This window comes from Bradyrhizobium centrosematis (genome assembly GCF_045571495.1).
GTDB lineage: Bacteria > Pseudomonadota > Alphaproteobacteria > Rhizobiales > Xanthobacteraceae > Bradyrhizobium > Bradyrhizobium centrosematis.
Genome location: NZ_CP120703.1, coordinates 4,418,072 through 4,431,782 on the forward strand (window position 1 = coordinate 4,418,072; position 13,711 = coordinate 4,431,782).

Below are 13,711 nucleotides of genomic sequence, written 5' to 3' on the forward strand. Positions count from 1 at the left end.
GCCCACATCACTCCATCCTCTTCTTTGAATTCGATCGCCCCTCATCTCGTCAGATATTCGCGCATCAGGGCGCGGGCACGGTGCAGGCGCGCCTTGACGGTCTGTCTGGACGCACCGAGCGCATCGGCAATTTCATCGATGGTCATTTCCTTGACGTCGCGCATCAGCGCGACCTCGCGATAATGCGGCGGCAGCGCCTCGAAGGCCGCGGCGACGTCGAGCCGCAGATCGGCCTCGGGACGCGACAGCAGGGCCAGCTCCCCGTCATCGGCCGGCGGCGCGAGACCCGCCTTCCGCGCAAGCCGCAAACATTCGCGCCGAACCACGCTGAACAGCCAGGCGGAAAATGCCAGCAGCGAGCGGATCGTGCCGACATGGCGGAACAGGATCCAAAGCGCCTCCTGCGTCGCGTCTTCGGCGTCCGCCGAGCTGCGGCAGGTTGCACGCGCATAGCGGCGAATGTCCGGCTGTGCGGTTTCGAGCAGCGAGGCGATCGCATCGGGATCGCCAAGCCGCGCGGCTTCGAACAGGTTCGGCGAGATCGCGGCTGCACTCACGACACGCCCCCTCGCCCGATTCCCGCCATCGCGCACATCGGACAATAGCCGACGAAACCCGTCAGCGCGAATCCGGCGCCGCCGAGCGCAACCAGCCACGCCGTCGCGCCGGCGAGATAAACGAATGCCGCGACCCACACCGCGACGCCCAAGACGATCCGCACCATCTGTTGCAGGCCGCCAATGTTCTTCCTGTAAAATGCCATCGCATCCTCCGAGCCAAGTCGAGGCTGACTGCCTCGACCACGAAGAGGACGCGCCGGCCGGAAAGGATTCGCGGCGGCCGACAAATTTTTCGCGGTCAGCTTCCGACGGCCTGGTATGCCAGGCGCTTGAACTCGAAGAAGAACGGATTCCAGAACCCCATGTAGCGCTGGGCCATCAGCACGCCCGCGGTATTGGCCTCGGGGCAGATCCACCAATGGGTGCCGGCCAGGCCGCCCCACTGAAATTCACCGGTGGAGTTCGGCGGATCGAACGGCGTCGGCGCGAAGGTGACGGCGCCGCCGAGACCAAAGCCCTTGCCGGGAATCGGACCGAGATTGGCGAAGCGAATGGTCTGACCGGCGGGCAGCTGGTTCGTCATCATCGCCCGCAGCGTCTCCGGCTTCAGCAGCGCGTCCGAGCCCGGCAGCAGTGCGCGGACCAGTGCAAGCATGTCGGGCAGGGTCGAGACTAGACCGCCGCCGCCCGACAGACGCGGGAACGGCCGCCGGTAGGCTTGCGGAAACGGCAGATCGTCCGCGCGCGTCAGGCCCGGCTTCATGGGGTCAAGCACGTCGGCGCCATTATAGAGGGCGACCAGCCTGCCCTGCTGTGCCTCGGGGACGTAGAAACCAGTGTCGGTCATGCCGAGGACATCGAAGATGCGCGCCTTGAGGAAGACATCGAGCATTTGGCCGGAGACGACCTCCACCACGCGGCCGAGCACGTCCGTTGCCACCGAATATTCCCAAGCCGTGCCGGGGTGATAGGACAGCGGCAGGTCGGCGAGCCTGTCGATCATGTCGCTGAGCGGCGTCAGCGGATTGAGAACGCGCGCCTCGTTATAGCCTTTGAACAGCACCGTGCCGGGATCGAAAATGCCATAGCTGAGGCCGGAGGTGTGGGTCAGGAGCTGGCGGATCGTGATCGGGCTCTTCGCCGGCTCGACATCGGCAAGGCTCGAAGCGCCCTGCTTCAGCACCTTGCGATTGCCGAGCTGCGGCAGGATCTTTTCGACGGGGTCATCGAGCCCGATGCGGCCTTGCTCGACCAGCAGCATGATCGCGCAGGTGACGAAGATCTTGGTGTTGGAGAACGCGCGAAAGATATGGTCGGGTCGCAGCGCAGTGTTGGCCTCGCGGTCGGCAAAGCCGACGCATTGCTGATCGACCACTTCGCGGCCGCGCAGCACGGCCCAGGATACGCCGGGAATGATCTCCTGATCGACGTAGCGCTGCATCGCCGTCCGTACGGCGGAAAAATCTGTCGTTCTGGCGTCCATCTGCTCCCCCTCATTGTGGTTGCGATCGATATAGCGCGATTTGCCGGGATATGAAGCCCACCCTGCAGCTCATCCCTGCTTCATCAGCACGGTGACGTGCAGGCGACGCCGAATCCGCATGCCCTGGCGCTGATACAGCGCAATGGCAGACGTATTGTTCGCGAATACATGCAGGAACGGAATGTCCCCGCGCGCCTCGATCTGGCGCGCGATGGCGCCGAGCAGCGCCTGTGCGTAACCGCGACCGCGATGATCGGGATGCACGCAGATCGCCGTCATCTCGGTGAAATTGCCCGGCTTCATCCGCTCGCCGGCCATGGCGACAAGCTCGCCCCGAGCGCGGATGCCGAGGAAGGTGCCGAGCTCGTGCGTCCGCGCCGCGAATGGCCCAGGCTTGGTCAGCTCGGTCAGCGCCATCATCGCGGGAACATCAGCCGCGCCCAGGCGGACGATTTCAGCATCGCGCAGCGAGGTGTCGGCGGGCGAGCCGATCATCTGCTCGCCGGGCTCGGCGAGCAGCACCTTGAAGCCGGCGGGAATCTCGACCGGCTCGGGCGTGAACAGCACCGCGACTTGCGAGCCCGACATGAGATCGCCGAGCGCCGCAAAGCTCGCCGCGGACATGTCCGCCATATCGGCGAACGGCGTCATGTCCACGGGATAACGCCGCGCTAGCGGGCCGCCCTCGGCCAGATGCTTCTGGCTCGTCGTCAACGCGCTCCAGATCGGGCGATCCAGCAGGGCCTCATCGCTTCCCGACACCTGGGCTAATCCTTGTCGAAGCTGACGATCACCGCCGCATTGGCGATGAGGATGGGGTCGTTCGCGACTTCCGTGGCCGAGGGAATCTCGAGCCCGCCCTTGACCGCGGTGACGGTCACGGTGCCGTAAGGCAGTTCCTTGGCGACCGCCTCCTTGTCGACGGCTTCCGGATTCGGCACCCCGATCGTGACGTCCACGAACATGTCGTTTGCGGTCTTGCCGATCATCCGGAAGAAGCCGAGGCTGGAATGCCGGATCGCATCCGACACCGCCCGTTTCGCCGCCTTGGTGGCGTCCCTTCCATGGACGTCGACGCCCATGCCCATCTCGGTGACACAACGAATGCGGGTCATTTCATATTCCTATGGCTGGTGTGGCTGCGTTGACGCAATTATAGCACTTCGGCTGATCGGCATATTCCGTCATTGCGAGGAGCCCGCGTCAAAATTGCGAAGCAATTTTGCGCTGGCGACGAAGCAATCCAGACTGCCTCTGCGGAACGATTCTGGATTGCTTCGCTGCGCTCGCAATGACGATGTGGAAACAGTTTCGCCTCCCATCAATCACGCCTTCGCCTTCTCATGCGCGCGCAGCTCGTCCACGAGCACCCGCACGTTCTCCGAATAATCGATCGGAATCGAGACCAGATGCACGCCGCCTTCCCTGAAGGCAGCGTCGAGCGTCGGGCCAAAGCTGTCGATGCTCTCGATCCGATGCCCCTTCGCCCCGTAGGCCTTGGCGTAAAGCGCAAAGTCCGGATTGCCAAAGGTCATGCCGTAATCGGCGAAATGATCCACCGCCTGCTTCCAGCGGATCATGCCGTAGGCGTTATCCTCGAGCACCAGCACCACGAGGTTGAGCTTGAGGCGGACCGCCGTCTCCATCTCTTGGCTGTTCATCATGAAACCGCCGTCGCCGGCGACCGCAAGCACGCGACGGTCGGGATAGAGCATCGCCGCCATCATCGCCGACGGCAGGCCTGCGCCCATGGTTGCCAGCGCATTGTCGAGCAGCAGCGTGTTGGCGACGCGGGTGCGGTAGTTGCGCGCAAACCAGATCTTGTACATGCCGTTGTCGAGCGCGACGATGCCGTTCTCCGGGATCACCTGGCGGATGTCGTGCACGATGCGTTGCGGCGTCGGCGGCCAGCGCGCCTCGTTAGCGCGGTCAGCGATGTGGCCGAGAATTCCCTCCCTGAGCGGCAGCAGCGACGCGGCCTGCGGCAGCTTGCCTTCGAGCCGGTCCGCCAGCAGCTCCAGGCTCGGGCCGACATCGCCGACGACCTCGGCATCGGGGAAATAGACCTGCTCGACGCTGGCAGAGGTATAGCTGACGTGGATGACCTTCGGCCCCGACGGCCCCATGATAAAGGGCGGCTTCTCGATCGGGTCGTGGCCGATCGCAATGATCAGGTCGGCGGCATCAATGGCATCGTGCACATAGTCGCGCTCGGACAGGGCGGCGGTCCCCATGTAGAGATTGGTGCCGCCGGGCACGGTGCCCTTGCCCATTTGCGTCGTGAAGAAAGGGATGCCGGTGCGTCGCACGAAGCTTGCGATGCCATGGGTCGATCGCGGACGGCTCGTTGCCGCGCCCATCATCACCAGCGGGCGCTTTGCGGCCAAGATCATCTCGGCCGCGCGGTCGAGCGCGGCGCGATGGGCGACCGGGATCTCGATCGGATGGACCGGGATCACGGGAACGCCGGGCACCTCGTCGCCGGCGATGTCCTCGGGCAGTTCGAGATGCACCGGCCCGGGCCGCTCCTCCATCGCCACGCGAAAGGCGTCGCGCACCACGGTCGGAATGCTGGAGGCGCTGACGATCTGCCGCGACAGTTTCGTCAGCGGCTTCATGGTCGCCACCACATCCACGATCTGGAATCGCGCTTGCCGGCTGCTCATGATCGGCTTCTGGCCGGTGATCAGGATCATCGGCATCGCACCGAGATGCGCATAGGCCGCGCCCGTGGACAGGTTGAGCGCGCCAGGACCGAGCGTGGAGAGACAAACGCCGGGCTTGCCGGTCAGCCGCCCGTGGGTTGCGGCCATGAAGGCCGCGGCCTGCTCGTGCCGGGTCAGGACCAGCTCGATCCTGGAGGTGCGGAGCGATTCGACAACGTCGAGATTCTCCTCGCCGGGGACGCCGAAGATGCGGTCGACACCTTCGTTCTCAAGTGCCGCGACAAACAGGTCCGATCCCTTCACCTTGCGTTCCTGCCCGCTCATATCGCCTCCCGCTTGTAGCGCTACCGTGTTCCACAGCAGATGGAACATGGTAGCTGCCTGCCGCTCGGGCACAACTCACAAAGAGGCGCGTTACCGCTCGGTCGATCAGGCATGATTGACACCCCACAATATCTGACTAAAGTCAGACATCATGCTCGACCCCGTCTCTCGCGTCCGCCGCTTCAACCGGGCCGTCACCTCTGCCGTCGGCGCGCTCGATCATTCGTTTCTCGGGCGTGGCCGACCACTGGGTGCCGCGCGCGTGCTCAATGCGATCGGGCACGGGCGTTCGGACGTGGCGGAGATCCGCGACTATCTTGGACTCGATTCCGGGTTGATGAGCCGGCTCCTGCGCAGCCTCGAGGACGAAGGGCTGGTCGAGACCGAAGCGCATCAAGACGATGCGCGACGGCGCGTCGCAAGGCTGACGCGGACCGGCCGGCGCGAGTTCGCGGCCTACGAGGCGCTGTCGAATGCGCAGGCCGAAGGCTTCCTGGCGCAGCATTCGCAACGCGAGGCGCTGCTGGCGGCGATGGACCTGATCGCCTTCGCCCTGACGCGCGAGCGGATTGCGCTGGAGGAGATGGATCCGCGCAGCGAGGAAGCGCGCCACTGCCTCGGCGAGTACTATTCCGAGCTCGGCCGCCGCTTCAGCCAAGGCTTCGACGTCTCGCTGTCGCGCGACCCCGACGCCAAGGACATGCGCCGCCCGCGTGGCACCTTCATCGTCGCGATGTCGGACACGCTGCCGATCGGTTGCGTCGGCTTGAAGGGAACGGACCACGGCTACGCCGAGGTCAAGCGGCTTTGGGTCGCGCCTGCCGCCCGCGGGTTGCGGCTCGGCCGGCGGCTGATGGATGCGACCGAGAGCGCGGCGCGCGAGCTCGGCTTCACGCTGCTGCGGCTCGACACCAACAGCGCGCTGCCCGAGGCCGGCCAGCTCTACCGCACCACGGGCTGGCGCGAGATCCCGCGCTTCAACGACGATCCCTATCCAGACCTCTTCTTCGAAAAGCGGCTGTGACGCCGGGAGGCGAATACGCCTCCTGCTGCGTTGTCCTTGCAGCATGGGAGCTTTCCGATGAACCGCGCCGATCTCGCCGACCTCTACCGCGACTACATCGCCTGCCTGAACCGGCAGGACTGGCCGGGCCTCGGCCGGTTCGTGCATGAGATGTCGTCCACAACGCCCGGCCGCTCGGCCTGTCCGGCTATCGCGCGATGCTGGAGCGGGACTTTCGCGAAATTCCGGATCTGCGTTTTGACATCGCGCTGCTGATTTCGGATCCGCCCCGCATCGCGGCGCGGCTGCAGTTCGATTGCACACCGGTCGGGACGTTCATGGGGCTTGCCGTCAACGGCAGGCGCATCTCGTTCTGCGAGAACGTCTTCTACGAATTTGGCAACGACAGGATCCGGCAGGTCTGGTCGGTGATCGACAAGGCCGCGATCGAGGCGCAGCTCTGACGTTGCGCCTCGACACCGAGGCTCACGCCGCGGCCGGCGCCACCTCGCCTTGCGGCTTTGCGAACGGCTTGAACGTCATCGCCATCAGGAAGGCACCGAGACCCATCGCCCAGGAGGCGATATAGAGCCAGGCGTAGCTGGAGAACGCATCGTAGATCAGGCCGCCGGCGAGCGGGCCGGTGGCCATGCCGAGGCTGCCGGCCATCGCGGTGCCGCCGATCACCGTGCCCATCATCCTGAGCGGAAAATTCTCGCGGATGATCACCGCGTAGAGCGGCATGGTGCCGGCATAGATGAAACCGAAGACGGCGCCGACCGCGTAGAAGGTCGCGAGCTGATGCGCGAAGACGTAGGCGAGCGCGCCGAACGCCTGCAGCAGCAGGCCCGACACCAGCACGCGCTTGGCGCCGAACCGGTCGCCCATCAGCCCGAAGGCGATGCGGCCGCCGAGGCCGGCAAACCCCTCGATGCTGTAGATCGTCACCGCCGCGATCAGCGGGATGCCGCAGCTCACGGCGTAGCTGACGGTGTGGATGATCGGGCCGGAATGGGTGGCGCAGCAGAAGAAGTTGGTCGCGAGCAGGACCAGGAATTGCGGCGAGCGCAGCGCCTCGCCCATCGACATCTCGGCCGCCGCACCACCCTCGCCCTTCGGCGCGGCGGGGACTTGCGCGAGCGCCGGCGGACGGCGCACCAGGAACGAGACCGGGATCATGATGGCGGCGACCACCAGCGCCACAATCTGCATCGAGGTCCGCCAGTCATGGCCGGAGACGAGCCAAGCCGCGAACGGCGACATCGTCATTGGCGCCATGCCCATGCCGGCCGACACCAGCGACACCGCCAGGCTGCGATGGGTGTCGAACCAGCCGGTGACGGTCGCCATCATCGGCGCGAAGATCGCAGCGCAGGACGCGCCGGACAGCAGGCCGAACACGAACTGGAACGTAAGCAGCGAGGTGGCGTGGCTCGCCGCGAACAGGCTGAGCGCCAGCACGGTCGATCCCGTCAGCACCACCGGCCGCGGCCCGAACCTGTCGGTCAGCGTGCCCCAGGCCATGCTGGTGAACGCCATCGCCAGAAAGCCGATCGTCATCGCACTGGAAATGCCGGTCACCGACCAGCCGGTGTCCTTGGCGATCGGCTGCAGGAACACCGGCAGCGAGAACATGCCGCCGATCGCGACGCAGCCGAGCAGGCCGCCGGCGGCGACGATCACCCAGCGATAGGGGGATTGAGTCATTTGGGGTCTCCCGTGAAATCTGTCTGGGGAGAAGACGAATGGGAACTGCGCCGGCCGACAATGGAACGACATTTTTGCCGAGGGCCTTGTCACCTGCCAATAGAAAACTCGAAAAACAACCCCATGCACAGTAGGCGGCACAAGCGAGATCAAGGACTTACGAGCCCTGTTCTTTGCGAAACCAGGGGGCGATTTGACGTGTCGGGCAAAACATCGGCACGATGTCATCATCCCGCCAATCCAGTCCCGTTCAAACCTGCGTTCTCGTCCGCGATCAAGGATTCCCCCTCAAGGACGGCACGCCCTCTCCTGACAAATGAACGTCCGCAGCAGCCTCACATCGCTGCGCGGCTGCGCCACGTGCCGACCGTGAGCCACATCGCCGAGACCAGGAAGTAGAGCGCGCCGACCGCGGCATAGCCCGCGACGTTCGCGATCGAGGGGATTGCAGGCATCGTGGCCTGAAAGATGAAGAAGCCGCCCGCTAGGGCCGATTGGCCGCCGCTGAGCACCATGGCCCACTGCGCGCCGAATCGCTTCCAACGCCGCAGGGCCGTGCCGAGCTGAAGCAATCCGGACAGCATCGCCCAGGCGCCGAAGATCCCCAGCACCCAATTCATGCTCGCCTGCAAGGCCAGAGCGACCGCGACGGCGGTCACCAGACTGACCAGCACGTTCAGGCCCTGCGTGCGGTTCTGGTTCGATCCGCCGCTGCAGCGCGCGTCGAGATAATTGGCGGCGGCGTCCCATGCCGGATAGGCGACGAGCAGCGTTGCCGCGATGACCGCTGACGACGGTGCGACAGCAAAGGCGGCAATGACCCAGGCGACGGAAAACGCGGCCCGCAGGAAGTAATATTGCTTCAGCCATTGGGTATCGTCGGCGATGTCCGAACGGGTCTCACGATCTCTCATGCTCATTCTCCTTACCTACTAGTTGGTAGTTTTGTGACCCAACGATCGACGCCAGACGGCTTTGGCAGCCTTGGCGCGCGTCGTCAGTGCCTGGTGGACAGCCGGTCCAGCAACGGCCGGGTGATGGTCCCGAACATCCTGGGATCGCCATAGGCGCGCGAGGACAGCATCGCGCCGTGTACGGTCGCCATGAATGCTTCGGCCTCGACCTTGGCAGAGCTGGCGAGATGCAGCCGCCCTTTTCGCTTGCCACGCTCCAGCACCGATGTCAGCCACGACGCCAGGGCACGAAAATGCGCGCGGACTTCCAGCGCGACCTCGCCGGGGAGGATCGGAAGCTCGCTGGCAAGCAGGGCGCAGACGCAGAAGGGAGCGGTCGCATCAGTGATGCACGCCTCCCAATAAGCCACGTAGTTTTCGAGCTGGTCGCGCGGGTCCGGGATGTTGCGCTCGAGGGCCGCCAATCCGGCCTGGGCCTCCTCGCGATAGCGCGACACCAAAGTGCGGACCAGATCGACCTTGCTGGCAAAATGATGATGGATGCTCGGCTTGCGAATGCCGACCACGTCCGCAATGTCGGCGTAGCTGAAGCCGTTGTAGCCGCCGGCAATGATCAGCGAGCGCGCGCAGGACAGGATGTCATCGGCGGTTGAGGAGACGTTGCTCATACGGGTATCTACCTTCTAGTAGGTAGATCGGTCAAGACGGGATGCTTCAATGATCCGTGAATGCTAGGAGCATGATCCGGGAAAGTGCGAAGCGGTTTTCCGGAAAGATCATGCGCAAAACAACACCCCAAAGCGCGATGACGATTCATCTAAATTTCATCGCGCTTTAGGAGCACCTGCATGACCCTTCGTCCCATCGTTCGCTACCCGGACCGCCGGCTCGCGATGCCGGCACGTCCCGTGACCGTGTTCGACGACAGCTTGCGCGAGCTGGCAGCCGATCTCCTGGAAACCCTGCGCGCCGCGCCCGGCATCGGCATCACCGCGCCGCATATCGGCGTGCCCCTGCGCGTCGTCGTGCTGGAGCTCGAGGCCAGGGACGGCCCCCTCACCTACGTCAATCCCGTCATTGAATGGGCCTCACCCGAGATGATCCTGCACCGTGAGGGCAGCGTCTCGATGCCCGGGGTCAACGATGAGGTGCAACGCCACGCGCGCTTGCGGATCAGCTACCACGATCTCGACGGCAACATGCAAAGCGAGCAATCGGAGGGCTTGCGCGCGGTGTGCCACCAGCACGAGATCGACCAGCTCGACGGGATGTTCTGGATCCAGCGGCTATCGCGGCTGAAGCGGGAGCGGCTGGTGAAGAAATTCGAGAAGATGGCGCGAGGTTCATAACGCACGCGCCGCGCTTGCTGGCGATCGCATACCGCGCTTTGCGCGAGCTGAGCGCGCGCCCCATCCTTCGAGACGACCGCTTCGCGGCCTCCTCAGGATGAGGCTCAGCAGCATCGACGCTGTCGAAACGAGTGCCCGCCAGGTCCTCATCCTGAGGGCCCGCCAACGGCGGGCGTCTCGAAGGATGGCCACAGGCGAACTCGCTCCCACTCCGAGCGCCCCCCGCCCTCACGCCCGCTTCCCGCTCCTTTTGGTGATCGGCGCGTTGCGGCGCTCGCGTTTGCCGCGCGCGATCTCGGTTGCCAGCGCGTCGAGCTTCGGCTCCCAGAAATTCCGGAACTGACCGATCCACGCATCCACCGCACGAAGCCCGGCCACGTCGACCGAATAGAGGCGCCGTTGCGCTTCCGCCCGCACAGTGGCAAAGCCGCTTTCTCGCAGCACCTTGAGGTGCTGCGAGACGGCCGCCTGGGTGATCCCAAACTCGGCCCCGATGATTTCGACGACCTCACCGGACGCCAATTCGCCCGGCGCCAGCAGCTCGAGGATGCGGCGGCGGACGGGATCGGCGAGGACCTCGAAGATTTGCATCAGCTTCCTGTGCCGGGATGAGCGATGCCGGGTGGCACCTCGCCGCGATAGAAGGCGATGGTGCGGTCCGAGCGCTGCTTCGCCTCGTCGGGATCGACCCCGCTCGCGACATGCGCCGCACGCCAGGACTCGCCGCTGATCGTCATGAAGTCCTTGCCCTCCGGCGAGCCCATCCATGCCTCGGCCGTCTCATGATCGACCGATGCCCCGGTCGCAAGATATCGCTCCAGCCCCGCCAGCGCGAGATCCCAGCCGACACCTACCGCTCCCGGGCCGAACTGATTCCAATGATCTTCGATGATCGCGGTGTGCTCAAGCGTCAAACGCGCCTGGCTACGTTCGGGCGCCAGCCTGACGTCGATCCAGCTCGTGGCGCCGCCGAATTCCCATGTCGCGGCAAAATGGGTCGGCGGCGTGCACGCCGTAATGGTGCCGCCCGCATTGCCCTTGACCTGGTAGCGTCCGCCGAGCCGGAGGTCGCCATCGACCGCCGCAAACCACCGGGGAATGCGCTCCTTGCTGGTCACGGCGTCCCAGAGATCGTCGACGCTGGTGTCGTAGAGCCGCGTCAGCGTCACTGTGCTGGCGGGTTTCCCGTCCTTCTCGAAGTTCGTTACCGAACGCGTGACAAGCCCCAACACCCTGGCGACGTCGATCTGCATTGCATTCCTCCTGGTGGTCTCGTTGGAGGATGAATATCGGTCCATACTAATATAAGTCAATCCTTAAATAATCATGTGCGTCAAACCGCCTCGCGCTTACCCGCGCGTGAGTGAGACGTGATGGCGATTCCTGTGTGGCCATCCTTCGAGACGCCCGCCTGCGGCGGGCCCTCAGGATGAGGACTTGGCCGGGGCATACGGCCAATGCGGCCGAGAACGCGCGAAGCGCCCCTACCCGCCCGCCGTCAGCGCCTTTGCCAGCGCCATGTAGGCCGGCAACGTCACGGGATCGTTGGCGGCGTTGCCGGCGACGGGGTGCGAGGCGTAGCGCGCGATCACCATCTCAGCCTTGGGGTCGATGTAGATGCCCTGGCCGTAGACGCCGCGCGCCATGTAGGCGCCGTGCTCGTTGTGGGTGACCCACCATTGATTGCAATAGGACGCGCCCGGCAGCGTGGTGTAGCCGGCCGGCCTGAACTTTTCGGGGTCGCCGCCGCGCGCGATGTCCTCGACGACCTGCGACGGGACGATCTGGCGGCCGTTGAAGCGGCCGTGATTGCGCATGGTCTCGCCGAAGCGGGCGAGATCCCGCAATGTCGTGGAGAGACCGCCGCCGCCGCTCTCGGTGCCGATGCGGTCGACGTGATAATACGCGTCCTCCTCGGCCCCCATCGGTTGCCAGATCCGCTCGGACAACAGATCGGACAACGTCAGGCCGCTGGCGCGGCGGCAGACCCACGCGAGCACGTCGGTGTTGACGGTCTTGTAGGCAAAGGCCTTGCCGTGCTCGCCCTGCTTCTTCTGCGCGATCAGGAAATCAAAGATGTTGGTGGGGCCGTCATAATCCGGCGGGATCGGCGCCATCCCGTTGGCGCGCCGGAGGCCCCAGACGTCCGAATTCTTGTCGGTGTAGATTTCGGTGTAGGCGAGCCCCGTGGTCATATCCATGACCTCGTGCACGCGCGCATCGCCAAACGCACTTGTCTTTAGCTCCGCCACATAGTCCGTGACGGGCGCCTGCGGATCGATCTTGCCCTCGGCGACCAGAATGCCGGCGAGCACGCCAGTGAACGACTTCGTCACGGACATGCCGATATGCGGCTTGTGCGGCCTCAAGGCGCCGAAATAGCGCTCATAGATCAGCCGGCCCCGATGAAGCACGGCAATGCCGTCGGCATAGGTCTCGTCCAGCATCTTTGCGAAGGTCATGGGCCGGCCGTCCATCGTCGTCGAAGCGACCGCTCCGATGTCTTGCTCCGCGCGCGGCAGAGGCGACGCCGGCCCGGCCCCTCGCCAGACGTTCACGGTCGGCACCAGCTGGCGGATGTTGCTCCAGGCCCAACGCAACTCGGGGAAATTGCGGAACGAGCCGTCCTGGAAGGTGACGAGGCGGTCAGGGGACGGCGGGAAGCCGCGCATCCAGCCGAGGGTTTCGGGGTCGGTGGTGGTGGACTGGCTAGCCGTGGACGAGATTGACATGAAGGCGGGCTCCGGACGGACACTGCGAGGGTCGTAACACGACACGGCTCGGCGGAGATCCAACGTTTGCGCCGGGCGGCTACGCGATGACCGCGGCGACCACGACCGACAGCAGTTTCACTTCGACCCGCCGGGTTGCGACCAGCTCGTCGCCGAGGCGCTGGTGATCAACGTAACGTGGTTGAGCTCGCCGCTGGAAAAGGATCAACGATATCCAGAGGACGTCAGCCGCCAAACCGCTTGACGAGCTTGGAGCCCTTGGCCGTTTCAATCTGCTGCTTGGTCAGCTCGCTGCCCACGCTCAAGCCCTTCGTCATGAGGTTGCTGCGCAGTGCCGCCGCCTGTCTCTCGTTGGCGTAATCTATCTCGACGTGATCAACACTCATGAGATGGCCAAGTTCGTGAGCCCAGGCGCGTCCATTGGCGACGTCGTCGCCATACCACTGCACGAAGCTCGCCGGCTCCGGATCGCTATGAAGGTATGAGCCCCCGCCTGCTGAAAGGTTTGGAATCGGATTGACCAGATAAACGTGGATCGCATTATCGGCCGCATGGCGGAGGCTGAGAACGTCCAGCACCTGCTTGTCGTTGCCGCGGGCGCTCTTTGCCATGTCAAGCGCCCTGTCTGCCTTGCAATCATTGATCGCGAAAGTGATCGTCGCCTTTGACCAGATCTTGTTGACCACATCCAGAGCCTTTTTGGCGGCAGCATAATCCCATTTCACGGGCTCCAGAACACCCTTTTCGGCAAACGGCGTTATGTAAATTTTCACTGGAATTGGCATGAGAGTCTCCAATTAGATTCTTCGAATTCATTCCGTCAAACGCTGCATTTTGCACGCTGATGGTGCACCTTCCGAACTGGCAAGGCGTCCAGATATCATTCGATCGAATGACGACCTCCGTACCAGCAGACGGCTATTGAACGCCGTCCAAGCAAGATCGCACAAACAGCGAGGCCGCAATACCCTGC

16 protein-coding genes and 1 pseudogene are annotated in these 13,711 nt (G+C 64.5%); 3 read left to right on the forward strand and 14 right to left on the reverse strand.

The features are described from left to right. Positions 1-41 precede the first annotated feature (41 nt). The 6 genes from P6U31_RS21380 to P6U31_RS21405 all read right to left on the reverse strand — a co-directional run bounded on the left by P6U31_RS21380 (position 42) and on the right by P6U31_RS21405 (position 5,033). Positions 42-557, reverse strand: coding sequence for an RNA polymerase sigma factor (locus tag P6U31_RS21380; protein WP_407183663.1), 516 nt, complete (start codon positions 555-557; stop codon positions 42-44). After that, entirely contained in the window at positions 554-763 is a 210-nt protein-coding gene (locus P6U31_RS21385) for a DUF2892 domain-containing protein (protein WP_407183664.1), read from the reverse strand. Before P6U31_RS21385 ends, P6U31_RS21380 begins: the two co-directional genes overlap by 4 nt. Positions 764-858: 95 nt before the next feature. Further along, on the reverse strand, positions 859-2,043 hold the full coding sequence (locus P6U31_RS21390; protein WP_407183665.1) for a serine hydrolase domain-containing protein: 1,185 nt from the start codon (positions 2,041-2,043) through the stop codon (positions 859-861). 69 nt (positions 2,044-2,112) lie between these two features. Next, the gene (locus P6U31_RS21395) at positions 2,113-2,805 is read right to left on the reverse strand and encodes a GNAT family N-acetyltransferase (protein WP_407183666.1); all 693 of its coding nucleotides are present in this window, start codon (positions 2,803-2,805) and stop codon (positions 2,113-2,115) included. A 5-nt stretch (positions 2,806-2,810) separates the two neighbouring features. Beyond that, positions 2,811-3,158, reverse strand: coding sequence for a Lin0512 family protein (locus P6U31_RS21400; protein WP_128262042.1), 348 nt, complete (start codon positions 3,156-3,158; stop codon positions 2,811-2,813). Between the two features lie 210 nt (positions 3,159-3,368). Further along, a complete protein-coding gene (locus P6U31_RS21405) occupies positions 3,369-5,033 on the reverse strand; it encodes an acetolactate synthase large subunit (protein WP_407183667.1) in 1,665 nt (554 codons plus the stop codon). 151 nt (positions 5,034-5,184) lie between these two features. On the opposite strand from P6U31_RS21405, the gene P6U31_RS21410 reads away from it, so the two are divergent. Together P6U31_RS21410 and P6U31_RS21415 are read left to right on the forward strand one after the other, a co-directional pair. After that, on the forward strand, positions 5,185-6,057 hold the full coding sequence (locus tag P6U31_RS21410; RefSeq protein ID WP_407183668.1) for a GNAT family N-acetyltransferase: 873 nt from the start codon (positions 5,185-5,187) through the stop codon (positions 6,055-6,057). 57 nt (positions 6,058-6,114) lie between these two features. Next, positions 6,115-6,500, forward strand: a pseudogene (locus tag P6U31_RS21415) (ester cyclase). A 22-nt stretch (positions 6,501-6,522) separates the two neighbouring features. On the opposite strand, the gene P6U31_RS21420 reads toward P6U31_RS21415, so the two are convergent. From P6U31_RS21420 to P6U31_RS21430, 3 genes are all read right to left on the reverse strand, one after another. Next, complete coding sequence (locus P6U31_RS21420; protein WP_407183669.1) at positions 6,523-7,743, reverse strand: MFS transporter; 1,221 nt, start codon at positions 7,741-7,743, stop codon at positions 6,523-6,525. Between the two features lie 335 nt (positions 7,744-8,078). Continuing rightward, positions 8,079-8,657 carry a DUF308 domain-containing protein gene (locus P6U31_RS21425; protein WP_407183670.1) on the reverse strand — a complete coding sequence of 193 codons (579 nt, stop codon included), beginning with the start codon at positions 8,655-8,657 and terminating at the stop codon, positions 8,079-8,081. 83 nt (positions 8,658-8,740) lie between these two features. Continuing rightward, complete coding sequence (locus tag P6U31_RS21430; protein WP_407183671.1) at positions 8,741-9,325, reverse strand: TetR/AcrR family transcriptional regulator; 585 nt, start codon at positions 9,323-9,325, stop codon at positions 8,741-8,743. Positions 9,326-9,505: 180 nt separating this feature from the next. On the opposite strand from P6U31_RS21430, the gene P6U31_RS21435 reads away from it, so the two are divergent. After that, on the forward strand, positions 9,506-10,006 hold the full coding sequence (locus P6U31_RS21435) for a peptide deformylase (RefSeq protein WP_407183672.1): 501 nt from the start codon (positions 9,506-9,508) through the stop codon (positions 10,004-10,006). Positions 10,007-10,234: 228 nt separating this feature from the next. Here the strand turns inward: P6U31_RS21435 and P6U31_RS21440 are convergent, their stop codons facing one another. The 5 genes from P6U31_RS21440 to P6U31_RS21460 all read right to left on the reverse strand — a co-directional run bounded on the left by P6U31_RS21440 (position 10,235) and on the right by P6U31_RS21460 (position 13,523). After that, positions 10,235-10,597: an ArsR/SmtB family transcription factor gene (locus P6U31_RS21440; RefSeq protein ID WP_407183673.1), complete on the reverse strand. Its 363-nt coding sequence runs from the start codon at positions 10,595-10,597 to the stop codon at positions 10,235-10,237. Then, entirely contained in the window at positions 10,597-11,259 is a 663-nt protein-coding gene (locus tag P6U31_RS21445) for an SRPBCC family protein (RefSeq protein ID WP_407183674.1), read from the reverse strand. The genes P6U31_RS21440 and P6U31_RS21445 overlap by 1 nt, the downstream gene beginning before the upstream one ends. 231 nt (positions 11,260-11,490) lie before the next feature. Continuing rightward, positions 11,491-12,738 carry a serine hydrolase domain-containing protein gene (locus tag P6U31_RS21450; protein ID WP_407183675.1) on the reverse strand — a complete coding sequence of 416 codons (1,248 nt, stop codon included), beginning with the start codon at positions 12,736-12,738 and terminating at the stop codon, positions 11,491-11,493. Positions 12,739-12,817: 79 nt separating this feature from the next. Further along, the gene (locus P6U31_RS21455; RefSeq protein WP_407183676.1) at positions 12,818-12,946 is read right to left on the reverse strand and encodes a hypothetical protein; all 129 of its coding nucleotides are present in this window, start codon (positions 12,944-12,946) and stop codon (positions 12,818-12,820) included. Between the two features lie 16 nt (positions 12,947-12,962). After that, positions 12,963-13,523 carry a hypothetical protein gene (locus tag P6U31_RS21460; RefSeq protein WP_407183677.1) on the reverse strand — a complete coding sequence of 187 codons (561 nt, stop codon included), beginning with the start codon at positions 13,521-13,523 and terminating at the stop codon, positions 12,963-12,965. Positions 13,524-13,711 lie beyond the last annotated feature (188 nt).

Coding starts and splice junctions, on each gene's coding strand:
- P6U31_RS21435 (WP_407183672.1), top strand. CDS start 9,506: ATGACCCTTCGTCCCATCGTTCGCTACCCGGACCGCCGGCTCGCGATG.
- P6U31_RS21440 (WP_407183673.1), bottom strand. CDS start 10,597: ATGCAAATCTTCGAGGTCCTCGCCGATCCCGTCCGCCGCCGCATCCTC.
- P6U31_RS21410 (WP_407183668.1), top strand. CDS start 5,185: ATGCTCGACCCCGTCTCTCGCGTCCGCCGCTTCAACCGGGCCGTCACC.
- P6U31_RS21385 (WP_407183664.1), bottom strand. CDS start 763: ATGGCATTTTACAGGAAGAACATTGGCGGCCTGCAACAGATGGTGCGG.
- P6U31_RS21450 (WP_407183675.1), bottom strand. CDS start 12,738: ATGTCAATCTCGTCCACGGCTAGCCAGTCCACCACCACCGACCCCGAA.
- P6U31_RS21445 (WP_407183674.1), bottom strand. CDS start 11,259: ATGCAGATCGACGTCGCCAGGGTGTTGGGGCTTGTCACGCGTTCGGTA.
- P6U31_RS21420 (WP_407183669.1), bottom strand. CDS start 7,743: ATGACTCAATCCCCCTATCGCTGGGTGATCGTCGCCGCCGGCGGCCTG.
- P6U31_RS21460 (WP_407183677.1), bottom strand. CDS start 13,523: ATGCCAATTCCAGTGAAAATTTACATAACGCCGTTTGCCGAAAAGGGT.
- P6U31_RS21390 (WP_407183665.1), bottom strand. CDS start 2,043: ATGGACGCCAGAACGACAGATTTTTCCGCCGTACGGACGGCGATGCAG.
- P6U31_RS21405 (WP_407183667.1), bottom strand. CDS start 5,033: ATGAGCGGGCAGGAACGCAAGGTGAAGGGATCGGACCTGTTTGTCGCG.
- P6U31_RS21400 (WP_128262042.1), bottom strand. CDS start 3,158: ATGACCCGCATTCGTTGTGTCACCGAGATGGGCATGGGCGTCGACGTC.
- P6U31_RS21425 (WP_407183670.1), bottom strand. CDS start 8,657: ATGAGAGATCGTGAGACCCGTTCGGACATCGCCGACGATACCCAATGG.
- P6U31_RS21430 (WP_407183671.1), bottom strand. CDS start 9,325: ATGAGCAACGTCTCCTCAACCGCCGATGACATCCTGTCCTGCGCGCGC.